Raw genomic sequence first — 26,236 nt, forward strand, 5'->3', positions numbered from 1 at the left:
CCTCGTCGTCGCGCCTCGCCAGCGGCGCCCAGTCCTCACCGAAACACACGAGTTATTCTTCCGCGGGCCCTTAGCCCTGGCGGGCGCAGGGGACTGAGCGCTGTGCGACCGGTCAGGCCGGACGGCGCTCGGGCCCCGTTCGCTCCTACTGGCTCTGCCACGCGCGCAGCCTAGTACTGCTTGCCAGGGATTGTGATCGATGGGCGTCGAGGGCTGGCGGTCGCTGGCAAGGCGCACCGACGATGGACATGATCATGATGGATCCCGCCGGCTCCGGCGGCCGCTGACAAGCGGTACCACGGCCCCCAACCCCAGCCGCTGAACGGGCCGAAGCCTGCTCTCGAGCCAGGCAGGGGGAGCGACCCCCCCTGCCGGAAATGCGAACGCGCGCCGCCCCGCCTACATCGTGGGCTGCGGCCTGCGGGAAGACGGAGGATTCTTCAGACCGTACTTCTCCATCTTATAGATCAGCCCACGCCGAGAGATCCCGAGTCGTTTTGCAGCCCGGGTCTGGTTGTGGTTGGCGTCCCGCAATGCACGAACGATCACATCTTTCTCCACGGAGCCAAGATACTCGCTCAAACGCGCCTGACGTCCCAACAGGCCAGGCCCATCCTGGGTCATGCCGGGTACAGCTAGGTTATTCGTGTCGATTTGCTCGGGTTCGGTCATAGACCAATCGGACTGCTGCATCGTTTGAGCCTCCAGTTTCTCTGCGTACATGAGTGGGTGTACGCTCAGGCCTTCCATGGGGAGAGCCTTCGCCACATGCGCAGACGGCCTTAGTGCACGCGATGTGCCAAGCAATGACCATCTGAAATTATTGGCAATTCCAGGATACGATGGTTTCGGCCGGTGTGAACACAGTCTCCGACTTCCCAGTTTTTGCACACATTGGGCGATGCGAGCTTCGCGCTGGCTGGCGTATTCCCGGCCGAATCGACGAGCTGCGCGTGACGACTTCACCTGCGAGTTTGTCGGAGTATTGGAAGAGCACAAGCGAACCGGTAGAATGGATGGATTGGACGGGACGGTGTGGTCGCTTCCTGGGAAAAGCTGAAGCCAAGAGAAATCGTCAGCCGGGTCGCGGCCAGTACACTGAAAGAATTCGCAGGTACCCGTGGGCGGGATCAGCTGCTGCTGGTGCGGTTGGCCGATGATCCCGGGGGCAAGGTGATCGCCGGGCTCGAGGCTACACAAGGGGGAGTGCGTGCGAGTATCGTTCCGACCCTGCACGTGCTCGACTATCACACCGACCTGGTGAATCTCCAGGAACCCGGGGAGGTCCGAAGGCTGTTGCGCAAAGCCGAACCCACCGACGAGCAGGTGCTTCGCAAGGAGCTCGAGTCGGTGCCCTACTTCGTCACGCCTCTGCGCAAGCGCCTGGCGGGTGGGACTTCGTCTTACATGGAGCGCATCTCGGTGGGGCGGGCTCGGAACATGGATATCGTGCTGCGTGACAGCAGCGTCTCCAAGTTCCACGCGTGGTTCGAAGTCGATGAGCACGGCACGTTCTATATAGCCGACGCGGGTAGCAAAAACGGCACACGCATCCGAGACAGGGTGGTGGAGCCACGCGAGCCGACGTCCCTCAGTCCCCTGGACGAGCTCCGCTTCGGTTCAGTCACGACGACCATCTGCCCTGCGGAGACGTTTTGGCGCCTGCTGCGTAATCGGGCAGCTGGGGGGGACGGTACGGGCCTGGCCTAGTACCGCTTGCGAGGGATTATGCTGGATTCCCGCCAGCGGGCGCCAGGGCTGGGGCCAAACGATCAGGATTCCTGTGGCGAGGCACTAGTCGGATTGCGCCCGCAGCGGGGATCGCCGGCGGCGTCGCAGCAACAGGACTGCTGCGACGCCAATGACGCCCAACGGGAATGACGGGAACGGGGCGCGCGCGACGGGGCCCAACCTGCAGCCGCACCCATCACCGGGCGCAGCCTCCGGGCCCGCGTCCGGGCTTGCTGGTGGAACCGCCGAAGCACGGCCCGCTGCGGCGTCGATGGGCAGGGCGGCGTCGACGCCGGCATCCAAGGACCCGGCACAGATCACCGAGGGCGTGCCAGCTGGGGGGCCCAGGCCGGACGCGTCCGGTGTTCCGCCAGGGCACTGCTTGCCCACCGTACTGCAGGCACGAAGCCAAGCGTGAGGACAGCTGGCAGCCACACTGGTGCCGGGACGGCATGCAAGGGGACCGTCCAGGCCCTTCAGCTGCATGATCGGAGCGAACGTAACGGCCCGGTCCGTGGATAGCCCCAGGGCGTATCCGTGGTCTTCCTGGCTGGTACAGGCGTAAACACCCCTTTCGGTCCAGGTCAGGCACTGCACCGCCCCATGGAAGATCTTGCGGAACCGAAAATCCTGCGTGGGGGCCATCCAAATGCCGAGGATGGTGCAATCGACCGGTTTATCAGGCAGCAACCGCTTGCCGAACCCCACCAGCACGGTCGAGCCATCAGGGGACAGCGCAAACCCGGGCAGCTTGGCCCTGCCTCGTATCACCTGCCGCCAGCGACGGCCGCCGTCGGCCGAATAGAGCAGGCTGTCGTGTTCTGTGCCGCTGAGCCGCACGTAGACGCTGTCGGGATCGGTCGAGGCAACCGCCGTCACAAAGGGTGGGTTCTGTGCGTCGCTTCCGGGAATCGGCCACGGGGTCCAGCTCTTGCCTCGATCATCGCTACGTAGCAGCACGCCTCGCGGCACCCCGCCGGCCGGCGTTTCAAGCGCGCTCAGGTAGATGCGGCCTCTGTCGCTGGGGGCGGCTTCGAAGGCGAACACGATGTTGTCCCCGCGCGGCGCCGGACCTAGCTGCGTCCAGGTCTCTCCGTTGTCGAGCGTCTCCCAGACCCGGATGGCGAACTGGGCACTCGGGAGCAATTCCGTGGTTAGCGCTAGCGCCCTGGCGCGATCGGTTGGGTTGACGGTTACGTCGATCACCTCCTCGGTGCTGATCGCACCCTGAGCCAACTGCCAGCTGCAGCCCGAGTCCCTCGACCGGGCCATTCCATCGAAGATCCCCGCCAGCAGGTTGCCGTTTGCCATGAGCCCGAGCGCAGGATCCTCCACGTCCCCGTAGCCCACAGCCTGCTCGCAAACCCACGACCAGCTCCCTCCCCCATCCGAGCTCGTGAGGATCCCATAAGTTGCCCGTAGCACCAGGTGCTGGGGGTTCGCGGGGTCCTCGATGAGCTGCTGGGCGGTGGGAAAGCGTCCGTTCGCTGTGGCCCTTGCGCTCGTTAGCGACGCCAGCACGCTCGCCACCAGCACCCAGCGCCTGATGTCATGCAGTGGCCCGGTGCGCACCAGGGGACTTCGGGCTTGCATCGGAGGTCGCGGTGGACGTTCACGCATGGGGCTTGTTCCTCCTGGTCCTTCAACCGCGTGACGGCGTTGCTGCGGGTATTTCGAGCAGGAGCACCACAGCCAGCGGCGTCTGGAGCCTGCGAGGTGGGCAGGTTCTTGTGTGGCAGGTCCTTACTTGGTGGCTTGCATGCGGGAGGTGGCCCGGCGATTCTCTTTTAAGGGGCAGTGCGCGGGCGCCCCCCAAAGTGCTCTTTGCCCGCCACCGTACCCATCGATAGCGTACGTGAGCCGTGGCGCCACCAGGGAATTGCCGGTCGACGACAGCCCCGAGGCTGTCGGATCCGCGTTGTACGCCGAATACTGTCGCAGGCATCCGGGCACCAGCTTTGCCGCTTTCGCCCACATAGTGCGGCAAGGGGTTGTGTGGTGGGCCGAGCTCGATCTCGAGGCCGTTCATCGTAGCGCAGGCTACCCGAGTGAAGCCGCACGTCCAGCTTGTCTGACCGCCCAGCTGCAGCAGCTGCTGGATCGACTCTGCTCGCTCGTGGCGCTCGACCCGCTCACCGGGCTGTTCAACCGTCGCTATCTCGATCACCGGATTAGGCAGGAGCTGCGTCGCTCGAAGCGCGAGCAGCGACCCTGCTCCCTGCTGGTGGTGGATGCGGACGATTTCAAGCGCATCAACGACACGTACGGCCACTCCGTAGGGGATGCCGTACTGCGGCGGGTTGCCACCGTTCTGCGACGGAGCATGCGTGCGAGCGACGATGTATCCGCTCGTTTCGGTGGAGAGGAATTCGTCGTCCTGCTCCCCAGCACGCCGGCGGCGGGCGCCCTCGGCGCGGCCCATCGCTTGCGCCGGGAAGTGCAAGCCGCGGTGACCCCTGCCCCGCGCGGCCCCATAGAGATCACCGTGAGCATCGGGATGGCTACGTTTGATCCGCGCGAAGAGATCCCGACCGTGGAACAGTTCTTGGGTCAGGCGGACGAAGCACTGTACGCGGCCAAGGCCGCCGGCAAGAACACCGTCAAGGTCCACAAGCCCGAGGCCTCGGGGCTCGATGCCGTCAGCCTTGAAGAGAAGGACGCCCTGCTACGATGAGAACCGTAACGATTTCGAGCGGGAAGGGAGGCGTCGGAAAGTCCAACGTCGCAGTCAATCTAGGTCTTGCCCTCGCTCAAGACGGCAAGAGGGTGCTGCTTTTCGATGCGGATCTTGGACTCGCCAATCTCGATATTCTCTTTGGCTTCAGCAGCAAGCGTTCCGTTGCCGACATCGTCGACGCCTCGCACGACATCCGAGACGTGTTGCTCGACGGGCCACATGGCCTCAGGGTATTGCCCGCAAGCTCGGGGGTGCTTGACCTCGAGCGCCTGAGCGCCGACCAGCGGCTGCAGATCATCGAGTGTATTCAAGAAGCTTCCGAGGACTTCGATTTGCTGATCGTCGACACCGGCGCCGGCTTGACCGACAACGTGCTCTTCTTCGCGAGCTCTGCCGACGACGTGGTAATCGTGACTACCCCCGAGCCGACGGCGATGGCCGACAGCTACGCGCTGATCAAGGTCCTGAATCGCGGCAAGTATAGTGGCCGCTTCACCCTGCTGGTGAATCGAGTCTCCGATCCGGCACAAGGTGTGGCGGTCCACGAGCGCCTGTCCAGCGTGAGCCGACGCTTTCTCGGTGTGCAGCTGCACTTCTATGGGTCGCTCATGCACGACGCCGCACTGGAAGCCGCTGTTCGTCTCAGGCAGCCGGTCATGGTCAGCCACCCCAACTCCACTATCGCCGGTGCCTTCCGATCGCTAGCTGGTCGCTTTGACGAAGCATTCCCGACCGGGGAAGGGATGTCAGGAGCCGGCTTCTGGAACCGGTGGCTGCAGAACCGTACAGCCGAACGGGCGGCGATGCGTCGTTGACGCACTCCTGTGCCCGGACTTGCTTCAGCGTATACAGTGCCTGCGGCGAGCATGAACGAATACGAAGCACAGGCATTGCACGCTATACACGCCTGGAAGACCGCGGAGCGCAGCTGGTTCGGCAGGGCAAGCGAGCTTGCCGGCAGGCCCTTCGACTTGGCGGGCGAGGCTGCTCTGCGCGTGCCTGGCGCGGGAAAGCTGCTCGAGCAGGGCATTGGAGGCATGGTATCGCTTCTCAACGAAGCGGCACATTGGAGTGTTCGCCCCGATGCCATTCACGAGGAGTACCGAAGAGCCGGTTCCGTGGATGTGCGCGAGGGTACGGACGTCCAACGGCTGGGCCTGCATGCTGTCGACCGCGTCATCGGAACGCTGTCGGTCAAGTACCGGACTGCTGCCGCGCTCGAGGGAACGACCGCCGGCATGATCGGCTTGCCAGGGATTCCCGCGGATGTGATCGCGTTGACGGCAGTCAACCTGAGGGCCATCGGCGAGTATGCGACGTACTGCGGCTTCGATCTGGCGTCCCAAAGAGAGAAGCTGTTCGCTCTGCACATCATGAGCCTCGCGTCCAGCCGTTCCCACCAGGGCGAGGGACTGGCCTTGTCGCAGCTCGCCAGAATCGCTCAAGACGCGGCCCAGCGACGAGCCTGGGATGACCTCGAGAAGCACGTCCTTGCGACCATCCTGCAGCGCGTCGCGCGAGCGCTTGGTGCACGACTCACCAAAGCCAAGATGGCGCAGCTCTTGCCGGCCGTGGGCGCGCTCGTCGGAGGCGGTTTCAACGCCCGCTTCACCGGCAGGGTCTGCGACGTCGCCTACTTCCTGTATCGAGAGAGGTTCTTGGCGAAAAAATACGGTGCCGAGATCATTGCCCGCGCCAGCCCGGACCCTCGATTCGCACGCTACCCAGAGGAGTACGAAGGCCAGTGGCGCTGACGGCAGCACTTGGCTAGCCCGCATCGCGATAGTTCAGGCAACGAACTCTGCGGCCTTCGATCTCGTACAGCGCCGGCACGGTGCTTGTGCACTCGCGCATGGCGACCGGGCAGCGCGGGTGAAAACGGCACCCGCCCGGCGGAGCCACTGCGTTCGGGACCTCGCCTTGCAGGATCACGCGCTCGCGCCTCGAGCCCGGATCGGACCTTGGCAACGACGAAATCAAGGCCTGTGTGTATGGATGCATCGGAGCTCGAAGCACCTGCTCGCTTGGGCCGAGTTCCACGATCTGACCCAGATACATCACCGCAACGGCGTGCGCGATGTGGCCGACCAGCAACAGATCGTGCGTGATGAACAGGTAGCTGAGCCCGTACTCATCGCGCAGGTCCAAGAACAAATTGAGGACTTGCGCCTGCACGCTGACATCAAGGGCCGAGACCGGCTCGTCGCACACGATGAAACTCGGTTTCGGCGCCAGCGCCCGGGCCAAGCCCGCGCGCTGGCGCTCGCCTCCCGAGAGCTCGTGCGGATAGCGGGAGGCGTAGCCGCTCGGCAGCCCCACCCGCTCGAGAAGCTCCTGTGTCGCAGATCGCAGCGTCGCGCGCGTGGCACGGCCGTGAAGCAACAGCACCGACCCGACCGCGTCACCGATGGTCTGGCGTGGGTTGAGGCTCGAATGAGGATCCTGAAAGACGATCTGCATCTGGCTGCGGGCCCGACGCAGAGCCCTGCTGTCGAGCTGCAGCAAGTCTTGGCCCCGGAAGTGCACCCGCCCCGAGTCGGGCTCTACGAGGCGAAGAATCGCGCGGCCGGTCGTGCTCTTGCCGCAGCCGCTCTCGCCAACCAATCCGAGCGTCCGACCACGATGCAGCTCGAACGAAACGCCGTCCACCGCCTTGACCCGCGCAACCCTGCGCCGCAACGATCCCAGCTGCACAGCGAAGTGCTTTTTGAGCTGTTCGACGCGCAGCAGTGGATCCGTCACGGCCGCTCACTCGGGATGGTGACAGTAGACACGGTGCTTTGCCGAAAGCTGCACCAACGGCGCGGGTCGCTCGCAGGCGGCGCTCGCTCGGGAACAGCGGGTGCGGAAGCGACAACCCAGCGGGTAGTCTCGCGACGCCGGGACCGAACCCGGCAGGGGCGAAAGACGCTTGCCCGGAGGGCAGCGTTCTGGAAGCGATCGCAGCAAACCACGCGTGTAGGGGTGCGCTGGCTCGCCAAGGATCTCCTGCCTGCTCCCAGCTTCGGCGACTTGCCCAGCATACATCACGACGACGCGGTCGCAGCGTTCGGCGACAACGGCCAGGTTGTGCGTTATCAGCAACATGGCCATCGAATGCTCGAGCCGCTTGCGCGCCAGCAGGTCGAGGATCTGTGCCTGCACCGTAGCGTCCAGGCCCGTCGTGGGCTCGTCGGCTATCAGCAGCTTGGGACGGCACGCGAGCGCCATGGCGAGCAGCGCGCGCTGCCTCATGCCCCCGCTCATTTGGTGAGGGTATTCCTGCGCCCGCAGCGCGGGCTCGGCGATCCCTACCTCCGCCAGCATCTGGATGGCGAGTTGCCCGGCATCCCGAGCGTCGCGCACGCCCTGCCACACGAGTGCTTCTGTGAGCTGCAGACCCAGCGGCAACACGGGGTTCAGCGAGCTCATGGGATCTTGAAACACGATCGCGATCTCGTTTCCACGCAAGCGCCGGAGCTCACGGAGAGCAAGCTTCGTCAGGTCGCGTCCCTCGAACAGGACTTGGCCTGCCACGATGCGTCCAGCAGGCTCGGGCAGAAGCCCCAGGATGCTCAACGCCGTCACCGACTTGCCGCAACCGCTTTCCCCAACGATGCCCAGCGTCTCTCCGGCCTCGACCGCGAAGCTTACCGCGTCGAGTACAGGCACCACGCCCCATGCTGCATGGAAATCGACTCGCAGCTTCCGGACCTCGAGCAGGCTCACGTTAAGGGCCCGCGGAAGAACAACTCATCCATTTCGCCGGTTCTGACCACCGCTAGCTGTGCTGCTCCTCCTCGAAGCATTCCCAATACTCCTCGTCGTCGCGCCTCGCCAGCGGCGCCCAGTCCTCACCCGAAACGCACGAGTTGTTCTGTCACGAGCTCTAACGCCTCAAACTCGGATCGAGCGCGTCGCGCAGGCCTTCGCCTACCATGTTGAGCAGGCCCACGGTAACGAAGATCGCCATGCCTGGCGCGAGGATCAGCAGCCAGCGACCGCTCGTGCGACCCGCGTTGAGGATCTGGCCCCAGCTCGGAGCCGTGACGTCCGACAGTCCAAGAAAGCTCATGGTAGCCTCGATCAGAATCGCGGACGCGATTCCGAAAGTAGCGCTCACCAGCACCGGTCCCAGCGCGTTCGGAAGAATGTGTTTCACAATGATGGCCGCCTCACCGAACCCCGAAGCGCGAGCCGCCACGACGAAATCCAGATTGCGCAGGCGCAAGAACTCCGCACGCACGAGTCTGGCGGGTGTCGTCCAGCTCACGGCGGCGATGACCAGCACGATGTGAAAGATCGAGCGGTGTTCGATAAACGCGGCAACCGTAAGCACCAGGAACACTGCCGGGATCGACATGACCACCTCGATCAGTCGCAGCAACACAGCATCCGTGCGCCCACCGCAGTAGCCGGCCAGCGCGCCAATGACTGTTCCTATGGTGATGTAGAGCAGGACCGCGAAAAGCCCCACGGCCAACGAAATCCTGGTGCCGTAGAGCAAGCGCGCCAGCACGTCGCGACCGGCGTTGTCCGTCCCCAGGGGGTGCTCGAACGAGGCGCTGGAGCGGACGCGGCCGAGATCGACGTCGCGGAAGGAGTACGGCAAGGGGGGATAGAGCGCGAGCACGCTCGTACCCTGCGCCTCGAGCCGCTGCTGCAGTACCGGGTAAATCTGCTTCGGCTTCGAGCCGGCCACGAGCAGCACCACAACAAAGGCCAGGGTCCACAGAGCAGCGCCGGTCAGTAGGATCCGGAGCCGTCTTCGGCGTCTCACGCGGAGTTCGTGGATTCCGGCACGACGCCATAGCAGCGCTAGTGGCACCAAGAAAACGGAGCCCGGAAACAGTACGGAGTTGAAGAACAGGTCCAGGGAACTTTCGAAGAAGTTGCGATCGAACAACGCCTCGAGCCAGGGGCTGGATACGGAACCGTCGCCCTGACGCCACAGGAAAGGCTTGTTGCAGGCAATGGCGGGCGCAAGGATCGCCACCAGGATCAATCCGACAAGGCACCAGGCCGCTACGTAGGATGCTCGGCGCTTGCGAAACTGCAGTCCCACGATCTCCCAGTAGGAAGGATGGTCGCTGCTGCGATCTGGGGTGCCGGGGCTCATGGGATTCAGGCGGGGACAGGGACCTCAGTCGAACGTGATGCGTGGGTCCGCCAGCGCGTACAACAGGTCCGAGAGCAGAACCCCTAGGAGCGTCAGAGCGGTGGTACTCACGAGCACGCCCATCACGGCGTTGTAATCCCGAGCAGCTATCGACTCGTAGAGAAACATGCCCACGCCGGGAATATTGAATACCACCTCGATCACCACACTGCCGGACACGAGCACGGGCAGCATGCCGCCCAGCAAGGTGAGGATAGGGATCATACCGTTACGGGCGATGTGCCGCACGATTACGACCAGCTCTGGCAGCCCTTTGGCTCGCGCGGTGCGGATGTAGTCGGCCCGAACCACCTCGATGATGCCCGCACGCGCGTAACGGGACAGCGCAGCGAGGCTGACGGCTGCATAGGTCGCAACCGGCAGCGCAAGGTGCCAGGCTACGTTCCGGATGCGCTCGGTTGTGGTGCGGTACTCGCTGCCCAGGGCCTCGAAGCCTCCGCTCGGAAACCAGGCAAAGGGGGCACCCTCGCTCAGTAGACGCAGCACGACCGTTGCCAGAAAGAACGCCGGCAGGCTGTAGAGCAGAAACAGCAACAGCGTGCTCAGTGTATCGATGAGTGTGCGCTCCTTGAGAGCGCTCATGATCCCGATCGGCACGGCGATCAGGTAGGCCAGCAGCACCGCGAGCACGGTGAAGCTCAGACTGTAGCGAAGCTTTTCGGCGATTACTTCCAGCACCGGTCTGCGGCTGCGATTCGAGCGGCCAAAGTCCAGACGAAGGAGATTCGACCAGTACTTGGCGAAACGAGTATCGAGAAAAAGGCTTTGAAGCTGCTCGGCAGTCGTGTGCTCGAAGGCGCTGCTATTGGAGGCCCACCAACCCCGCCAGCGCGCCTTAACGGCGTCGATCCGTTCCCGCGACGCCGTGTGCTGCCAGACGAGCGGCGCCGGCGCTTCCCCACCCGCCCGGAAGCTCTCGAGCCTGCGCCATGCGGTTTCGAGGGGCTCCTGGTCAGGCCGACTCGGTCGCTCGGCCAGTCCGGCAAGCTCGCTCACTGCCAAGCGCTGAACGTCGGAGTCGCGGTCGTCTAGCAACGCGATGAGGTGGCGCACGAGGTAGTTGCCCGCGTCATCCAATCGATGCTGAGCTCGCAGCCGTTCGGCCGCAGGCGAGTCGGGGTCCTTGGGGTATGCGAACCGCTTGGCGTTAGCGAACCGCAGCAGTCGTCTCACCTCGGCACGCGTCAGCCACGGATCGATGTTCAGCAGGACGGGCTTGTCCAGGTTGAACTGCTCGCGAAAAGCCCGGTAGCTTTCGCGCTGCACGGTCTGCCGAGGCATGCCGTGAGCCTGAGCCGGCTCTGCCGGACGCCCGGGCGCCAGGGTCAGCACGGCGAAGACGACCAACGAAGCCAGAAAGAACGTTGGCGGCATCCACAGCAGCCGTGTCAAAGCGTACCGCAGCATGTGAGGTTCAAAGTCGCAAGCTCGAGTTCAGCACTCTTGGTGACGCGAAATCCCAGCGAAACTGGCAGTTCAAGGCGCGACGTCGATCCTCGAGACTAGTACCACGAATCACAAGTTCGGTCCGGGTTCCGGAACCGGCCCCAGGGTTGGCGAGGACCGGCTCCGGAACCCGGACCGGCCACCGGTGTATCCGCGGACTCCTTGTCGATTCAAGGCACAACGCCCCAGAAACTCGGATCGAATTTCCGGGCCGTTGTACATGCAGCGCATATTCGAGGAGGTCCCAACGCCGCCAGCGGGCGCCAGGGCTGGGGCCAAACGATCAGGATTCCTGTGGCGAGGTACTAGGGACGCCTTTGGTTGAACGAGTAGTAGAGCAGATCGCTCCATGGCCATATCGGAGAGAACTCGAGGTCGTTCATGTGGTCCCAGTACAGCACCGGGTCCTCGCGTTGGTAGACGAAGGTGTACGGCTGCTCCTCGTGCACAAGGGCGTGAAACGCCCGGCACAGCCGCTGCCGTTCAGGCGGATCGAATTCACTGCGGAGCGCCTCGGCGATCCGATCGGCGCGAGGGTTGCGGAACCCAACGCGGTTCGAGCTCGCGGGACGATCGGCTTGTGTGGAATGCCAGAGCTGCATCAAGTCGACCTCCCAGGGCAGGGCCCAAACGCCGGTGTAGGCACCGAACTCCTTTTCGTCGAGCTTCTTGAGTAGCGTGGACCACTCGAGCGGCCGGGGATGCATGCGCACACCGATCTGGAGCAGTGCCTCGCGGTAGATGCTGGCCATGGTCTGGTACTCCGTCGAGCTTGCGAAGGTGACCAGGGTGAACTCGAAAGGGTGCGTCCTGCCCTCGAGCAGCTTGTCGCGGATGCCGTCGCCGTCACGGTCCTTCCAACCGGCCTGCTCGAGCCTCGCCGCGGCCGCCTTCAAGTCAAACGCCCAGGCTCGGATCTGCTTGTCGTAGCATGGCGATTGCTTGGGATAGGGGCCCGTGTGTAGCGTGCCCAGACCGTGAAAAACGTTCTTGATGATCTGCTCCCGATCGAGGGCCATGGTCATGGCCTGACGCACGCGCTTGTCTGAGAACAGGGGGGAGTCCAGGTTCCAGCCGACAAAGGAGTAACTGAGGCTGGGCATACGCGCGAGCTTGATGTGCTCGCTGCCAAGGATGGGCCCGACGTTGTCAGTCACGGCCGTTTGATACTGCTCGGATCGCAAGATCGCATAGTCGACGTTGCCGGTCTTGAGCTCTCGCGCGAAGGCGCTCTGATCCTTCACGATGAGGATCACGACCTTGTCGAATGCAGGCGGCTCGCCCCAGTAGTCGGGATTGCGTTGAAGCACGATGCTGGCACCCGGTTGCCATCGCACGAAGCGATACGGCCCGGTGCCGATCAGCTTCTGGTTGTACCAGTGCTCGTTGAGCTTGAGACCCCAGCTCGGAGGTTCGAAGCGCCTCCCGTCTTGTCCGTGCATGTACAGCCAGCGAGGCAGCGGCACGAGCTCGAGCACGCTGGATAGGTTGGTAAACAACGCCTGCTTGAAAGAGACTCTGAAGCGGTAGCGGTCGACAACCTCGCAGCGCTCGAAAGCATCGAAGTAGTTGCGCAGCGAAGCGGCGCGTCCGGTCACTTGGGGGTTCATGATGGTCTCGATGGCGAAGGCGAAGTCGTCGCTCGTGAGCTCGTGCTCGCCTTCGAGCCAGGCGTAGCGCCCGCTCGACCAGTCCACCTCCGGCTTGTGCCAGTAGACCCCCCGCCGCAGGGTGATTTCGTAGCTCAATCCCTCGCGAAGCTCGGTAACCTTGATGGCGAGCTCGGGCGACCAGCGATCCGGGTTGTCCTTTTGGCGTGTTGCCAGCGTATTGCCGACGTAGCGCAGCAGCGACGATATGTTGGTGGCGTTGGGCGACGCGTAGGCGTTCAAACCCGGTGGGTCGTGGCCCACCAGCGTTCGCAGCGTACCGCCGCGCACAACACGCTTGGCGGCGACGAGCGGCCGCGGGTTCGGCTCGAGCAGGTTGGCCGGGTCAGCGAGGGCGGCACGCTCCTGGGTGCTGACGGACCAGCCGGAGCTTGGCGCTGAGGCGCTGGAGCGGGCGGCTCCCCTGCTAACCAGCTCTTCGACCGCGCGGCGGGTGGCGATCGTGGTGCTTTCCAAGTGATCGATCTGGCAGGTGTTGACGATGCTGAGCGTCGTGAGCAGTGCCAGCATCAGCAGTACGAAGCTCGACTGAAGCAGCGGCTTCATGGATAAACGCCGAGCATACCCGCGGCGTTTCGCGCGCGAAAGCCCGGTGGCTCAGTGCGAGCCCAGCAACCCAACGAAGCAGAGATCCGAGCTTCGAGCCTCAAGGCTGGCGCACGACGCATTCCGCCGGGATCATGTCGATCTTGTCCATGCGGCCGGTGGCGGGATCGGCCGCGAGCTCGGGCGTCCACTGGGCGGTAACCAGGCTGCCTCGCTCGCGGCGCGGAAGCAGATCGTAGGTCGGCATGGCTGCGCGGATCGACGGATCCAGGTGCCCGGAAGCGATCAAGTCGTCGAGCACCTCCAAGCCCATGGGCCGCATCCGAACCCGGGCCGTCACGAGATCCGGACGCTCGGGCAGCACACCCATCGAAGGAAAGGTGCGTAGCGCGTGGTTGTTGAAGAACTCCGGCAGCGTCTGGTCGGCCGTGATCGGTGCGGCAATGGTGTGCTCGCGGATCTCGGCCACTTCCCAGAACATGTGGACCTCCTTGCCGTCGGCTCCCAGCGCTTCGTCGCGGAATAGCCACAGGTCGGGGTCGCTCAGGCTCGTGACGCTCTGGCCCTCCTGCACCACGCCGGTCTGCCATATGACCTGCCCCTTCGCGTAGGCTATGACCTCGACCCACGCGCGGCGATCTTGGGAGGCGCCGCTCGGCCAACGATGGCCGGCCGCCTGGTTCTCGAGCTCCACGAAGATCTTCCTGAGTCGGGTGAGGCAGATCCGGACCACACGCAGGGTCGAGTCGAGCTCCCGCTCGATCAGCATTCGCTGCTGTTGCTGCTCCGGAAAGGGCTCGAGCGCAACATCCACTCCAGGAAACGCGTGGCTGTGGGGATAGCCAGGACGCACCTTGACTCCAGGCGCTTCCGCGATCGGCGTGGGCGTCCTTGCCTGATCCATGTGGCACACGGAACAGGTGAGCCCGGTCTTGGTGAAGATGCTGCCGCGCCACTCCTTGAACGTGCGCTCGAGCTCCACTGCGGCGGGTGCTGGGGGCGAGGGCAGCACGATGTCGTGGCATGACCCGCACGCCTTGGCACTGTCGGGCTGGCGGCTGTCCATCCAGGCCGAGTACGCCGCCTCGTGCGCTTGGCTCGGCGCTGGATCGCGGATCCCACCCCGCATGGTGGTGTCCATGGCGAGCTCGATAGGATTGTTGTGATCCCCGGCTACGTCCTGGATATTGTGGCAGAAGTAGCAGGTTATCCCCTGAAGGTGGGCCGGCACCTCGTCCAGGTTGAGCCCATCCTGAGTCAGGCCGAGACGCAGCGCCAGGGGCGCGTGGCAGTTGACACAGAAACTGCCCAAGGCGCCCCCGGTCTCCTCTTGTCCACGACGGTTCATGGCGCGGAAGACCGGGTCGGTCGAAGCGTACGCATGCATGCTGCCCGACCACTCTTGAAAATGCGCGGTGTGGCACTCGTTGCAGGTCTCGGGATCCTGCAGCTCGGCGACCGTGAGCTTGACCGTGTCCCCGCCCGTGCACCCCGCCAGCACCGCGTTGCAGCCGAACGTCAGGCACACGATCAGGCCGATTGGCTGTAGGCGGCCGCTTGAGCCCGCCGCGACACGGCGCCCCGAGGAGGACGACTTGGCCCCACGAGGTCCCGAACGCTTGCAGACAGACATGCTCGCTACTGCAGGAGCCATGGGTCATTCGCACCCATACCGGGCATCACGTACGCTCTGCAACGCTACTCTCTGCAACGCTACTCTCTGCAACGCTACTCTCTGCAACACTACTGTCCACGGTTGGGTGCACGATCCGAGTCGAGCGGGCGGTTCGATGGATCGCCGCTACACCTCTCCGATGCAGAAAGCGTATTTCACGCTGTCCGCCGGTTCCCCGGCGGGCGTGATCTGGAGGGTGACCTCCCACACGCCTGGCATGAAGAGCCAAACCGGATCGAGCTGATAGCGCCCGCCTCCCATCTCGGTGATCACGGCCTCCTTGTTTGTGCCGTGGCCGTGAAACGGCATGAACGGTGTTGAAGTGATCGCAGCGCGCTCCACCGGCATGCCGGCCGCGTCCCTGACCTCGATCGTCCAGGCGTTTTTCCAGCGCGCCGGCGGCGCCGGCAGGGCGTCCACCAGTGCAACCGTGAGCTGGTTCCCCTGTTTTTCCAAGCCTACCACGTAGGTATCCCCGGGAACCTCGCAGATGCTGCCGGCGTCCATGCCGTGCGCATGCGACCCGTGCTGGTGCCCTTGCGGCTCTCCGCTGTTGCAGCTTGCCGAGCCAGCGATCAGAACGGCCAGCGCACACAGCGCCGGCGGGGTCGCGGCTCGCTTGCTGGGCGTTGATCGCATGCTGCACCTAACCTGCTCAGCGTCCTTTGTTGCGCAGGGTAGGAACACTATAGCACATGGAAGGTCAGTGCCCTACAACCGGCAAGCACTTCTCCGAGGGCCCTCCGGCCGCCTCTGGACGCTGCCATAAGATGGATGTCCTGTTCCTACCCCCCTGGCACTGGAGCTTGCCCCCTCCAGCTCGGCCACCATCGCACGACCGCAACCCTGTCCTCCGACCCGATACGGATATCGCGACCCGAATCCGAACCCCGGAACCCGGAAGCGGAAGCCGCGCCCGATCTCCGAACCCGACATCCGACATCCGCCTCCACATCGGCCCTCTGCCTCCGCCACCGACTCCAGCCTCGGGCTTGCCCCAAAAAAGCGCAGCTTCGGTCGCTCCCTGCGGCGAGGTAGCCAGCCCATGAGAACGCGACTGCTTGTTGGCCTGTTCTCGCTATCCGGCGCCTGCGGGTTGGTTTACGAGCTGGTCTGGCTGCGGCTTTTTGGGGCCTTCTTCGGTGTTACTCAGGTCGCTACGAGCGCCGTGATCGCAGCGTTCATGGGCGGGCTCGCGTTGGGCGCTCGCTGGTTTGCCGGACGGGCCGAGCGCGATCGGAATCCGCTTCGTCTGTACGCTTTGCTCGAGCTCGGCATCGGCCTGACGGCGCTCGCTCTGCCCCGGGCGGTCGGTCTGCTGGGACAGGGCTACGAGGCGATGGTACCGGCACTCGGCCTAAAGGGCCCATGGCTTGTGGCCCTGCGGTTCGTCTTGGCCGGAGCGGTCATGCTGGTGCCCACGACGCTGATGGGGGGCACCCTGCCGGCACTCACGCAGGCGCTCGCGCGTGCTTCCGCGCAGGTAGGAAGGGTCGCCGGACATCTGTACGCCGCAAACACGCTGGGCGCTGTGGCGGGCGTGCTTGCGGCAGGTTTGCTGCTCTTGCCCCGGTTCGGCGTAACGGCCACGCACAGCACCCTCGCGATCGCCAACCTGGCCATTGCCTTGGTGGCATGGCTGTTTTCCCGCCGCGCGACGGAGCTACCCGCACCGGCGGGCCGCGGGCAGCAGGATCGAGCCGCGGGCGCAAGGGCTGCAGCCTCTTCCCGGGAGCTTCCGGGGCCGCTCGTTAGGCGTCGGGTCGGAACAGCATCGCCAGGTCGACGTCGAAGCGACGATGCGATGCTGACCAGCCACCTTGGGGGGCCGCTAGCGCTCGCGGCGCTGAGCGGGTTCGTTGCGCTCGCGTACGAGCTCACCTGGCTACGTGTGCTGTCCTTCGTCACCTACGACAGCGTGTTCAGTTTTGCCTGCACGTTGTCCGTGTTCTTGCTTGGCATCGCCGGTGGCAGCGAGCTGTGCTCCCGCGGGCTCGCACGCACCCGGGTCCCGCTTCTTTGGTTCGCACGTTTTCAGGTGGCCCTTGCGATCTACGCCGCGCTTTGCCCACCGCTCTTCCGCTTGGTCGACACCCACCTCGCGCGGGAGTTCGACACGCAATATCTGGCCCAAGCCTCTTGGTTGACGGTTGCCGTCATCAAGCAACTGGCCCTCGGGGGTGCGCTGCTGCTGCTGCCAACCCTCCTGATGGGAGCCAGCCTGCCCTGCCTTCTACGCGTTCACGCAGAGCGCTCCCAGGGTGTTGCCGGCCCCACGGGACGAGTCTACGCAGCCAACACGTGGGGAGCGCTCGCCGGCGCGGTGCTGACCGGTCTGCTGCTGATACCGGCATGGGGAATCGCGAGGAGCTCCTTGCTCGCCGGCGTCGTCGGTCTGTCCGCAGCTTTGCTCGCACTACGCCTGCAAGGCGAGGACACCCAAGAGGGCCGACTTCGGTCCCGGTTGCGTCCGATCGCAACGAGCTGCGGTGTGGTATTGCTGTGCCTGGCGCCGGCGGCGCACGCGGGCTGGTTTCTGAAACAGCTGCCCGCGGGCCAGCGGATCGTCTTTCGGCAGGAGGACGCCAGCGGTCTGGTGGAGGTGATCCAGGCAAAGGACGGTCGGCGCACGCTGTTCACCAACCGCACCCATCGTTGGGGCGACACGTCACCAACCATGCTCCAGGCCATGCGAAGGCAAGGCTACTTGCCTTTGATGTTGCACCACAAACCCGCCCGGGTCCTCGAAGTCGGGTTGGGCACCGGGGTGAACCTGGTGCCCGCCCTGCTGCACCCCGAGGTGCAACGCCTCGATGTGGTGGAGATATCGACCGGCATCGTGGCGGCGGCGCGCTACTTCGACGAGCACAACCAGCATCTGCTGGACCATCCCAAGCTACAGCTGCACGTCGAAGACGGGCGCAGCTTCCTTCGCGTCACCAGACGACGCTTCGACGTCATGGTGCTCGGGATCTTCACGCCCTATCGCCCGAACTCGGGATACCTCTTCAGCCGCGAGCTGTATGAGCACTGCGCGCGCCGCTTGGCGCCGGCCGGCCTGCTGGTGCAGTGGCTGCCGCTCAACCAACTGAGCCCCAAGGCTCTACGCACCGTATTGGCTACCTTCAAGGCCGTCTTCCCGAGCCTCCACGTGTACGAGCGCGCGCACTACCTGGCCGTGGTGGGGTCGCTCGGGTCGGGTGCCCTGGCCTACAGCGAGCTCGCCGCACGCTTTCGGCTACCCTCGATCGGCTCCGACCTCGAGCGCTGGAACCTGGCTCGACCCGAAGGCTTTGTGGCGGCGCACTTGCTGGGACCGGCCGAAGTCGGCGCTTTTGCTGCCGGTGCACCGGTGAACAGCGAAAACCGGCTTGCAGTGGAGTTCAGCCGGCTGCGACTGCACGCGGGCAGCCGCTACGCTCAGGCGACGCAGCATCTCGAGCAGCTGCTAGCCTGGCGCACGCCCCATCGATCCTTGCTCGGCACCATGGGGCCGCAACAACGGCACCGCATGGAGCAGGCGTTCGCGGCGCGCGGTCATGCCCTGCGGGGCGCCATTCACGAGGTTCGCTCACAGCACCGGCTGGCGCTGGTCCAGTTCGCCAAAGCGCTGGCGCTGGACCCGAACGAAGAGATCGCGCGCAGCGAGATGCCCAAGTACGAGCGTGCCCTCAGAACGCTGCGCCAGCGCGCTGTACCCAGCGAAACGCCGACGCGACCCAGCGTCCCGGATCCGTAATCCCAGAAGAACCCGAATCAGCAGAGATTCGGTCGAAACCGGCAAGGAGAGCCGGCTCAGTCCCGTGGCTGCCCGTCGCTAGCTTCCGGCCCGCGCAGCTCTTGCAGCAGCTGCTGAATCTCCAGCGCGATCTCGAGCTCCGGGTTGGTTTCCAGATAACGCGTGAGGTAGTGAATCGATGCGTCGGTGTCTCCGCGCGCGTGGTGAGCCAGGCCGAGCAGGTACAGCGCGTCCTCGTCGTCGCTGTTTCTGGCCAGGATTTCGCGGCCCGCGCGAATGGCCTCGCCATAGCGGCCCAGCATGCGAAGCGTATGCCCAAGGTGCAGCAGCGCCCCGAGGTACGATGGCTTGAGCTCGAGAGCTTTGAGGAACGCCTTGAAGGCGCCAAGGTACTGCCCGCCCTCGAAATGGGCACACCCGAGGAAGAAGAACGCGTACTCGTTGTCCGGTTGCTCTAGGCTCAGCTGCTGGAGCACGGCAGCAGCCTCCGCTCGCAGGCCCTGCCGCAGCAGCTCGGCGCCCGGTTGCGCCGCCTCCCAAGCATCAACAGCCTCGTCCATTGGCACCCGCCGGCTCTCCTTGGGGCCCGCGGGCCCCAAGGGCTCGTGACCATAGCATGGGCTGGGCCAGCCTCGAGCGCTGGAGCGACCCGGGCTGCCGCCGTCTGGGTGCCGGGATCGGCCTTTTGCGGCGGTCGCCTTGCGCGCACCCGAAATCGCGTGCACACCTTCGCCAAGCAACAACACCCTGCCCGACGGGCGCACGTCCGTCGCTAGCGCGAGAGAGATTCGAGAATGTCGAGAAAGCTATTTGTGGGCGGCCTGAGCTGGGATACCGACGAGCGTGGACTGCGCACAGCCTTCGAACAGTTCGGAGAGCTGGAGTACGTCAAGGTCGTCCTTGACCGCGAGACAGGTCGTTCCCGAGGATTCGGCTTCGTAACCTTCGCCGACGATCAGGCTGGACAGCAGGCACTGGAGCAGATGGACGGCGCGGAGCTGGACGGACGCAACCTGCGGGTAAACGAGGCGCACGACCGCGCGGAACGCCCGCGCTACAGCGGTGGGCCGGATTCCGGCTACCAGCGGGGAGGTCCCGACCGAGGCAAGGGGCGGCGGCGCAGCGGCCGAACGCCTCGCTAGCCCGCCTCGGTCGCGAGCCGGGCGGCGGGGGAGCCAGTTGTGGACCGGGCACCCGGTTGCGGCGCCCGTCAGTCGCGGCGGTGATATGCGTGGCTCACCACGCACGGCGGCACGCACGATGGTATCGAGAACGATAATGCTCGTCCGTCGGACCCGAGACGCTGATGCCGGTTCAGGCTGCGACCGCGGTGTCCTTACGCTGCCGGCATCATCTCGGTAGGCACTGGCATGGGTACCAGCGGGCATGCGACGTGGGACTCTCAGCTTGCCGAGACGGTGCTGATCCTGGCGAGGGGTGTTGTCGCCGAGCTCGCGGCCGCGCTGACCTCGCCTACGAAACGCGTGTACTGGCTCTTCCTTGTCGGGAGCTTGGTGCTGGCGGTGGCATGCTACGTGCTGCGGCTGCGGGCCTCCCACGATCCCGGAACAAGGCGCAGCTTCACAGGTCTCCTTCGTTTCGTCTTGCGCCCGAGCCTATGGCTGCACCCCTCTGCCCGCTGCGACTACAAGCTCGGACTCGCAGGGTGCGTGCTGCGGCCCTTGCTCTTTGCGCCCCTGGCCGTGTCGGCTTGGCAGCTGGCGTGGTGGTTGTCGCGCTGGCTCGACAGCCACCTCGGCATCCCGGACGCTGGGCGGTGGCCCGTATCCGCGGTGGTCTGCCTGTATACGGTCGTGCTTTTCGTGGCCTGGGATCTGAGCCGCTATCTGCTTCACCGCCTGCTGCATCAGGTCCCACTGCTTTGGCAGCTACATCAGGTGCATCACTCGGCCGAAGTGCTGACGCCGTTCACGTTCTATCGCAGCCACCCCATCGAGAGCTGGCTCTATCAGGTGCGGGGAGCGCTCGTCACCGGTTGGGTGACAGGGCTGTTTTTTCACTGGTTCAGGGGGGAAGCGGTGCAGGTGGAGCTGCTGGGTGTCAATGCGCTGGGCTTCTGCCTGAATCTGGCCGGCGCCAACCTCCGCCATTCCCACGTATACCTGAGTTATGGCCCGTGGCTCGAACGCGTGCTTATCAGCCCTGCCCAGCACCAGCTGCACCACGCGCTCGGTCACCGGAGCGCGAACCGGAATCTCGGCAGCTGGTTGGCGTTGTGGGATTGGTGGTTTGGGTCGCTGGCGCTGGCGTCCGGCCCGCGCCCTTGGCGTTACGGCCTGCCGCGCGCCCTGCGCAATCACGCTCCCCATCGGCTGTGGTCGGCGCTGTTTGGACCGCTGGTGAGCATTGGCCGCCAACTTCGAGCCTGCATCGGTCACCAACTTCGAGGCGCCCCCTTGATGGACAGCCGCGTGTCCGAGGCGTCCCGTGATAACGGCCGATCCGCTACATCCCAACGAGCGAGAGCTGGCGGCGAGAGCTGGCTACCTTGCGCACCACGGGCACGGGGTATTCACCGCTGAAGCAAGCGTCGCAGTAGCCGCCCCCGCCGATGGCTTGATGCAGTCCCTCCAGACTCAGGTAGGCCAGGGAGTCGCAGGTCACGTAGTTGGCGATTTCTTGCTCCGTGTGGTTAGCGGCGATCAACTCGCTGCGCGACGGCGTATCGATGCCGTAGAAACACGGCCAAAGCGTGGGGGGCGAGCTGATCCTGAGGTGCACCTGCGTGGCCCCTGCGTCGCGAAGCATCTTCACGATCTTGCGGCTCGTCGTGCCGCGCACGATCGAGTCATCGACTACCGCCACGCGCTTGCCGGCGAGGACATGGCGCACCGGGCTCAGCTTGAGGCGAACACCGAAGTCGCGAATGGACGACTGGGGCTCGATGAAGGTACGTCCAACGTAGTGGCTGCGGATCAGCCCCGTTTCGAAAGGCTGACCGGACCGCTCCGCGAAGCCCATGGCTGCGGCGATCCCGCTGTCCGGCACCGGAATCACGATGTCGGCTTCCGCGGGTCGCTCGGCGGCCAGGGCACGGCCCAAACGCTTGCGCGCCGCGTACACGCTCACGCCACCCAGGGTCGAGTCCGGCCGGGCGAAGTAGACGTGCTCGAAAATGCACATCCGTGGCGAAGCCTCCCGAAACGGACGGCAGCTGTGCAGGCCTTCCGGTCCCACCACGACCATTTCGCCCGGCTCGACGTCGCGCAAGTATTCGGCCGCGATCAGCTCGAAGGCGGGGGGCTCCGAAGCGAACACGTGCGCGTTGTTGGCGCGCCCCAAGGCGAGCGGACGAAAACCGTGCGGGTCGCGGACCGCGATCAGCCGGTCGCCCGTCAAGAAGAGCATCGTGAACGCGCCTCGCACCTGGCGCAGGGCGTCGGCTACCCGATCCTCCGGGGTGGCCTCGCGCGAACGAGCGATCAGGTGGATCAAAACCTCGGTGTCGCAGCTGGACTGGAAGATCGAGCCTGCCGCCTCCAGTTGATCCCGAAGCTCGGACGCATTCGTCAGGTTGCCGTTGTGAACCACCGCGATCGAGCCGAGCGAGTAATCGACCGCAAGCGGCTGCGCATTCTTGACGTGCGTCTCGCCCGAGGTGGAATAGCGCACATGTCCGATGGCTTGCTCGCCGGGCAGCCGGTCCAGGATGCTCTGGGTGAAAGCCTCCTGGACCAGGCCAAGGGACCGGTGTAGATACAGACCACCGTCACTGGCCGTGGCGATGCCCGCGCTCTCCTGGCCGCGATGCTGAAGGGAATGAAGACCCAGGTACGCGAGATTCGCTGCTTCCGCGGACCCATGGACTCCAAAAACGCCGCACTGGTCGTGGAAATGGTCGTCGAAGGCGTCGGTCACTCAGACGATTCTCTAGCGCCCAATCGGCGACCCGCAAGCATCTTATCGCGCTGGACCCGCTCCGGCCCGGGCTGCGCAGCGGCGCTTTCCTCGGGCCCTGGGGCCGCCTGGCGAGGATAGCCCGGAAGATGACGACGCTGGTGCGCCCTATTGAAGCGATCGTGCCGCGTACCAGCGCCCACTTCGGTGGCAAGGCCACCCACCTGGCGGCGCTGGCGAGGGCCGGCTTCCCAGTACCCGCAGCGTATGCGCTACCCGGGGAGGCTGCCGAGCAGTTTTTTGCGCAGGCGCTGCCCGACAGTAAGCCCTCGAAGCTGTTCCTCGAAGGCCCCCCCCCTTCCGAGAGCGTGCTGGCGGGCTTGCGCGCAAAGGTGCTGCTAGCCGAAATCCCGGAGTCGCTGCGGGTGGAGTTGAAAAACGCGCTCGCCAACCTGCTCTCGAATGGAGCCGAAAGCGTTGCGGTGCGCTCGTCCTCGCTCGGCGAGGATCAGGATTACGCGTCAGCCGCGGGCATGCATACGACCTTTCTGCATTTGGCCACGGAGCAACAGGTTCTGGAAGCTGTCAGGGCCTGCTGGGCGAGCCTGCTGCATCCCAGGGTGGTCAGCTACATTCGTGGCCTCGGGGTCGATCCCAACGCCTCGATGGCGATCGTGGTGCAGGCGATGGTGCCGGCTGAAATCGCCGGGGTCCTGTTCACGGTCAACCCCCTGACCGGCGCCGCGGACGAAATGGTCCTCAACGCTGCCTACGGCTTGGGCAGCGGCGTCACGGATGGGCGCGTGTCGCCGGACACCTATCGCGTGCACAAGCGAACCGGATGGGTCCGAGACCGCATCATCGGCGCCAAAGCCGTGCGCGTGGTTGGAACACCGGGAAAAGGGATCGCAGACGAGCCCGTCAGCGAAGCGGAGGCGCGCCGCGAGGCGCTGGACGAGCACACGTTGCAGCAGCTGGTAGAGCTCGGCCGGCGCATCGAGCGGCACTTTGGCGATCCGCGCGACATCGAGTGGGCGATCGCGGGGGAGTCGATCTACGTGCTTCAGGCCAGACCCGTTACGGCCTTTGCCCCTCAGTGGGGCCACAAGAACGCTCGCACGACGAGCATCTCGGATGCCGATCCGGTGAGCGCTGTATGGTCCAACCTGAACGTCGGCGAAGCCCTGCCCGGTGTGGCCAGCCCGCTGACGTGGTCGGTACTGAGCAACTTCAGCGAAATCGGCTTTCGGAAAGCGCTGCGTTCCCTCGGCTGCTCGGTGCCGGACGACGCTGCTCTGGTCGGCAACTTCAGGGGTCGCATCTACCTGAACCTCAGCGAGCTGATCGCGATAGCCTCCCAAGTCCCTGGAGTCGACGCCAGGACCTTGAGCATGCTGGGTGTGGAAACGGAGCTCGAGCCCGTGCACGAAAGGCTCGACGAGCGCTCGTCCCTCAAGTTCCTTGTACGGCTTCCGATGACGATAGCCCGCCTGGCGCACGACACCCTGACCTTCCCCAGGCGGCGTGCCGAGTCCAGGCGCCAATTCGAGGCGGAGCTCCAGCGCATCGAGGCGCTGGACATGCGCGTCCTGGACACCTCGTCACTGGACAACACGCTGTCCGACACACAGGAATTGCTGGCGCACGTGGGAGGGGTCATGCTGAGCGCCTACGGAAGCCTGCTTCTTTCGGTGCTGCTCTTGCGCGCGGCGTTGTTGTGGCTGGTGGAGGATCGCGCCGACGAGCTGCTCAGGGGGCTGTTGAGCGATCTGGAGGAAGTGGAGAGCGCCGATCCCGGCCGGCGCCTCTTGGACATTGCTGGCATCGCCAGCAACGAGCCGGCGGCGCGCGACAAACTGCTGCAGGCAGACCCAACCGATCTGGTCGCCGATGACCTTCCGCCCGGACCCACACGCGAAGCGATAGGGGCGTTTCTCGAGCAGTATGGACATCGCGCCGTACGCGAGGCAGAGCTCAGCGAGCCACGCTGGAGAGAGGATGCCGGGCTGCTCTTCGCCTTCATACGCCGCAACCTGGAGACAGGGGCCGCAGCGACGAACGACGCCACCTCCCGCGCGCATCGAAGCCTCAGGCGACGCAGCGAAGAAGAGCTCGATGAGCTCAATCCGGCCGCGTTGCGGGGAGTAGCGAAACGACTGCTCACCATGGTGCGCTACTACATGCGCGAACGCGAAGCGCTACGCTCGGATATCGTCAAAGTGCTGGGGCTGTTCCGAGCCATCGCCTGCGACGCTTCCAAGCGGATTCGAATGCTGGAGCCCGAGTGCGGAGACGACGCGGCGTTCTACCTCACCCTCGAAGAGCTGCACGCCCTGCTGCGCGGCCAGCTCAACAGCGTGCGTCAAATAGTGCGCCGCAGGCGAGTCCAGTACGAACGCGACGCAGCGCTTCCCGATCCTCCCTCAACCTTCGTTGGCTATCCGACGGCCAGCAGGACGAGCACGCCGGTGGGTGACGATCTCGAGGGAGTAGGCGCGAGCGGCGGTTCGGCAGAGGGACCGGCACGGGTTCTGCGCTCAGCCTCGGAGATCCCTTCGTTTCGCCCGGGCGAGATTCTGGTGACGATGCACGCAGACGTGGGATGGTCGCCGACTTTCCTGTTGGCGGGTGCGGTCGTGACCGAGGCCGGGGGCATGCTGTCGCATGCTTCGGTTATCGCTCGGGAGTATGGCGTACCGGCCGTCGTGAACGTGCCGCAGGCAACGCGCGCCATTCGCAGCGGAGATTGGCTCCGGGTCGACGGCAACAGCGGCTTGGTGCAAGTACTGGCGCGCGCCGCGGACAGCGTCCGATCCCCCAACAGCGTGGTCAGCTGAGGTACATCGCGCCTTTGCATCCCGACCCCACGGTCGCGGGGAGGCTCGAACTGCAATCCGAGGCACCCGAGGACCTGTCCTGTGTTCGGTTTGGCAGCGACTTTGCGGCAACGCGACCCAGTTGAATCCGCCGCCGAGCTAAACTTAGGCAGTTGACCCCGAACACGCACTTGGTCAAGCTTGCAAACATCGGCCAAGGCCCGACAGCGGCGGACCGCGCCCGCATTTCCGCGGTGCAGCGGCCAGCAACCCTAGACGCGCTGGAGCAAGGACTGTTCGACTGCGTCGTGATCGGTGGCGGCATCGCAGGCGCAGGCATCGCCTGCGAGAGTGCGCAGCGCGGCCTACGCACGGCTCTGGTCGAGCTTGACGACTTCGCTTCGGGAACCTCGAGCCGCTCCACGAAGCTGATTCATGGCGGTCTGCGCTACCTCGCCTTGGGAGAGCTTGCGCACGTTAGGGAGACCGCGCGGGAGCGCAAGACCGTTCGCTACCTGGCTCCGCACCTCGCTCAGCCCTGCTGGGCCGTGCTTCCCGCACGCAGCCGAGCCGCACTGACTCTGCTCAGACTCGCGGTCATGACCTACGAGCACCTCGGTCAAGTAGCTTCCGAGGATCGCCACCAGATCTGGAACAGCGACGAGCTCGAACGCCATGAGCCGGTGCTTGACCGGCAGCGCTATCCGTTCGCGTGCGCATACCGCGAGTACCTGACGGACGACGCCCGTTTGGTGCTTGCGAATCTGCGAGCAGCCGTGCGAGCCGGCGCATTGCTGATCAACCATGCTGCGGTCGATCGAATCACGAATCGTTTCGACGCCCACGAGGTTGGCGTGAGCTGCAGGCTCAGTGGACGCAGACTCACGATTCGCAGCCGCGCCGTGATCAATGCGGCCGGC

Annotated in this window: 20 protein-coding genes; 9 read left to right on the forward strand and 11 right to left on the reverse strand. The window is 65.1% G+C overall.

Annotated features, from left to right (window positions below):
• Nucleotides 1–399: 399 nt before the first annotated feature.
• Nucleotides 400–768, reverse strand: a complete 369-nt coding sequence (locus MJD61_22960; GenBank protein MCG8558122.1) for a hypothetical protein — start codon at nucleotides 766–768, stop codon at nucleotides 400–402.
• 267 nt (nucleotides 769–1,035) lie between these two features.
• Here MJD61_22960 and MJD61_22965 point away from each other — a divergent pair, with 267 nt between their 5' ends.
• Nucleotides 1,036–1,710 (forward strand): FHA domain-containing protein, encoded by a 675-nt coding sequence (locus MJD61_22965; GenBank protein MCG8558123.1) that lies wholly within the window; start codon nucleotides 1,036–1,038, stop codon nucleotides 1,708–1,710.
• A gap of 84 nt (nucleotides 1,711–1,794) precedes the next feature.
• Here the strand turns inward: MJD61_22965 and MJD61_22970 are convergent, their stop codons facing one another.
• Entirely contained in the window at nucleotides 1,795–3,351 is a 1,557-nt protein-coding gene (locus MJD61_22970) for a hypothetical protein (GenBank protein ID MCG8558124.1), read from the reverse strand.
• 235 nt (nucleotides 3,352–3,586) lie between these two features.
• Here MJD61_22970 and MJD61_22975 point away from each other — a divergent pair, with 235 nt between their 5' ends.
• From MJD61_22975 to MJD61_22985, 3 genes are read left to right on the forward strand one after another with little or no spacing between them, the layout of a single operon-like run.
• Nucleotides 3,587–4,405: a GGDEF domain-containing protein gene (locus tag MJD61_22975; GenBank protein MCG8558125.1), complete on the forward strand. Its 819-nt coding sequence runs from the start codon at nucleotides 3,587–3,589 to the stop codon at nucleotides 4,403–4,405.
• Complete coding sequence (locus MJD61_22980) at nucleotides 4,402–5,223, forward strand: MinD/ParA family protein (protein MCG8558126.1); 822 nt, start codon at nucleotides 4,402–4,404, stop codon at nucleotides 5,221–5,223. The genes MJD61_22975 and MJD61_22980 overlap by 4 nt, the downstream gene beginning before the upstream one ends.
• 51 nt (nucleotides 5,224–5,274) lie before the next feature.
• Nucleotides 5,275–6,162: an EcsC family protein gene (locus tag MJD61_22985; protein MCG8558127.1), complete on the forward strand. Its 888-nt coding sequence runs from the start codon at nucleotides 5,275–5,277 to the stop codon at nucleotides 6,160–6,162.
• A gap of 13 nt (nucleotides 6,163–6,175) precedes the next feature.
• Here MJD61_22985 and MJD61_22990 read toward each other — a convergent pair whose 3' ends face one another.
• From MJD61_22990 to MJD61_23020, 7 genes are all read right to left on the reverse strand, one after another.
• A complete protein-coding gene (locus MJD61_22990; protein ID MCG8558128.1) occupies nucleotides 6,176–7,150 on the reverse strand; it encodes an ATP-binding cassette domain-containing protein in 975 nt (324 codons plus the stop codon).
• A 6-nt stretch (nucleotides 7,151–7,156) separates the two neighbouring features.
• Complete coding sequence (locus MJD61_22995; GenBank protein ID MCG8558129.1) at nucleotides 7,157–8,116, reverse strand: ABC transporter ATP-binding protein; 960 nt, start codon at nucleotides 8,114–8,116, stop codon at nucleotides 7,157–7,159.
• A 160-nt stretch (nucleotides 8,117–8,276) separates the two neighbouring features.
• On the reverse strand, nucleotides 8,277–9,506 hold the full coding sequence (locus tag MJD61_23000) for an ABC transporter permease (GenBank protein MCG8558130.1): 1,230 nt from the start codon (nucleotides 9,504–9,506) through the stop codon (nucleotides 8,277–8,279).
• Between the two features lie 24 nt (nucleotides 9,507–9,530).
• Nucleotides 9,531–10,973, reverse strand: coding sequence for an ABC transporter permease (locus tag MJD61_23005; protein ID MCG8558131.1), 1,443 nt, complete (start codon nucleotides 10,971–10,973; stop codon nucleotides 9,531–9,533).
• Nucleotides 10,974–11,317: 344 nt separating this feature from the next.
• Nucleotides 11,318–13,228 carry an ABC transporter substrate-binding protein gene (locus tag MJD61_23010; protein ID MCG8558132.1) on the reverse strand — a complete coding sequence of 637 codons (1,911 nt, stop codon included), beginning with the start codon at nucleotides 13,226–13,228 and terminating at the stop codon, nucleotides 11,318–11,320.
• Between the two features lie 100 nt (nucleotides 13,229–13,328).
• On the reverse strand, nucleotides 13,329–14,861 hold the full coding sequence (locus MJD61_23015) for a hypothetical protein (GenBank protein ID MCG8558133.1): 1,533 nt from the start codon (nucleotides 14,859–14,861) through the stop codon (nucleotides 13,329–13,331).
• Between the two features lie 168 nt (nucleotides 14,862–15,029).
• Entirely contained in the window at nucleotides 15,030–15,542 is a 513-nt protein-coding gene (locus MJD61_23020; protein MCG8558134.1) for a FixH family protein, read from the reverse strand.
• Between the two features lie 406 nt (nucleotides 15,543–15,948).
• Here MJD61_23020 and MJD61_23025 point away from each other — a divergent pair, with 406 nt between their 5' ends.
• Nucleotides 15,949–18,642: a fused MFS/spermidine synthase gene (locus tag MJD61_23025; GenBank protein ID MCG8558135.1), complete on the forward strand. Its 2,694-nt coding sequence runs from the start codon at nucleotides 15,949–15,951 to the stop codon at nucleotides 18,640–18,642.
• Between the two features lie 56 nt (nucleotides 18,643–18,698).
• Here the strand turns inward: MJD61_23025 and MJD61_23030 are convergent, their stop codons facing one another.
• Nucleotides 18,699–19,202: a tetratricopeptide repeat protein gene (locus MJD61_23030; GenBank protein MCG8558136.1), complete on the reverse strand. Its 504-nt coding sequence runs from the start codon at nucleotides 19,200–19,202 to the stop codon at nucleotides 18,699–18,701.
• A gap of 234 nt (nucleotides 19,203–19,436) precedes the next feature.
• Between MJD61_23030 and MJD61_23035 the strand changes: the two genes are divergently transcribed.
• Together MJD61_23035 and MJD61_23040 are read left to right on the forward strand one after the other, a co-directional pair.
• On the forward strand, nucleotides 19,437–19,784 hold the full coding sequence (locus MJD61_23035) for an RNA-binding protein (GenBank protein ID MCG8558137.1): 348 nt from the start codon (nucleotides 19,437–19,439) through the stop codon (nucleotides 19,782–19,784).
• 228 nt (nucleotides 19,785–20,012) lie between these two features.
• Nucleotides 20,013–21,185: a sterol desaturase family protein gene (locus tag MJD61_23040; GenBank protein MCG8558138.1), complete on the forward strand. Its 1,173-nt coding sequence runs from the start codon at nucleotides 20,013–20,015 to the stop codon at nucleotides 21,183–21,185.
• On the opposite strand, the gene purF is transcribed toward MJD61_23040, so the two are convergent.
• Nucleotides 21,109–22,521: an amidophosphoribosyltransferase gene (purF, locus tag MJD61_23045; protein ID MCG8558139.1), complete on the reverse strand. Its 1,413-nt coding sequence runs from the start codon at nucleotides 22,519–22,521 to the stop codon at nucleotides 21,109–21,111. The genes MJD61_23040 and purF overlap by 77 nt on opposite strands.
• Nucleotides 22,522–22,649: 128 nt before the next feature.
• On the opposite strand from purF, the gene MJD61_23050 reads away from it, so the two are divergent.
• Together MJD61_23050 and MJD61_23055 are read left to right on the forward strand one after the other, a co-directional pair.
• Entirely contained in the window at nucleotides 22,650–25,337 is a 2,688-nt protein-coding gene (locus MJD61_23050) for a PEP-utilizing enzyme (GenBank protein ID MCG8558140.1), read from the forward strand.
• Nucleotides 25,338–25,507: 170 nt separating this feature from the next.
• Nucleotides 25,508–26,236, forward strand: a 729-nt coding sequence (locus MJD61_23055) for an FAD-dependent oxidoreductase (GenBank protein MCG8558141.1), incomplete at its 3' end; no start/stop codon positions are given.

This window comes from Pseudomonadota bacterium, from assembly GCA_022361155.1.
Classification (GTDB): domain Bacteria; phylum Myxococcota_A; class Polyangia; order Polyangiales; family JAKSBK01; genus JAKSBK01.

What these genes read in the sequence shown, in the direction of transcription:
- MJD61_22970 (MCG8558124.1), bottom strand. Translation starts at nt 3,351, where the DNA reads ATGCGTGAACGTCCACCGCGACCTCCGATGCAAGCCCGAAGTCCCCTG.
- MJD61_22980 (MCG8558126.1), top strand. Translation starts at nt 4,402, where the DNA reads ATGAGAACCGTAACGATTTCGAGCGGGAAGGGAGGCGTCGGAAAGTCC.
- MJD61_22985 (MCG8558127.1), top strand. Translation starts at nt 5,275, where the DNA reads ATGAACGAATACGAAGCACAGGCATTGCACGCTATACACGCCTGGAAG.
- MJD61_23000 (MCG8558130.1), bottom strand. Translation starts at nt 9,506, where the DNA reads ATGAGCCCCGGCACCCCAGATCGCAGCAGCGACCATCCTTCCTACTGG.
- MJD61_23005 (MCG8558131.1), bottom strand. Translation starts at nt 10,973, where the DNA reads ATGCTGCGGTACGCTTTGACACGGCTGCTGTGGATGCCGCCAACGTTC.
- MJD61_23010 (MCG8558132.1), bottom strand. Translation starts at nt 13,228, where the DNA reads ATGAAGCCGCTGCTTCAGTCGAGCTTCGTACTGCTGATGCTGGCACTG.
- MJD61_23015 (MCG8558133.1), bottom strand. Translation starts at nt 14,861, where the DNA reads ATGTCTGTCTGCAAGCGTTCGGGACCTCGTGGGGCCAAGTCGTCCTCC.
- MJD61_23020 (MCG8558134.1), bottom strand. Translation starts at nt 15,542, where the DNA reads ATGCGATCAACGCCCAGCAAGCGAGCCGCGACCCCGCCGGCGCTGTGT.
- MJD61_23025 (MCG8558135.1), top strand. Translation starts at nt 15,949, where the DNA reads ATGAGAACGCGACTGCTTGTTGGCCTGTTCTCGCTATCCGGCGCCTGC.
- MJD61_23030 (MCG8558136.1), bottom strand. Translation starts at nt 19,202, where the DNA reads ATGGACGAGGCTGTTGATGCTTGGGAGGCGGCGCAACCGGGCGCCGAG.
- MJD61_23035 (MCG8558137.1), top strand. Translation starts at nt 19,437, where the DNA reads ATGTCGAGAAAGCTATTTGTGGGCGGCCTGAGCTGGGATACCGACGAG.
- MJD61_23040 (MCG8558138.1), top strand. Translation starts at nt 20,013, where the DNA reads ATGGGTACCAGCGGGCATGCGACGTGGGACTCTCAGCTTGCCGAGACG.
- MJD61_23050 (MCG8558140.1), top strand. Translation starts at nt 22,650, where the DNA reads ATGACGACGCTGGTGCGCCCTATTGAAGCGATCGTGCCGCGTACCAGC.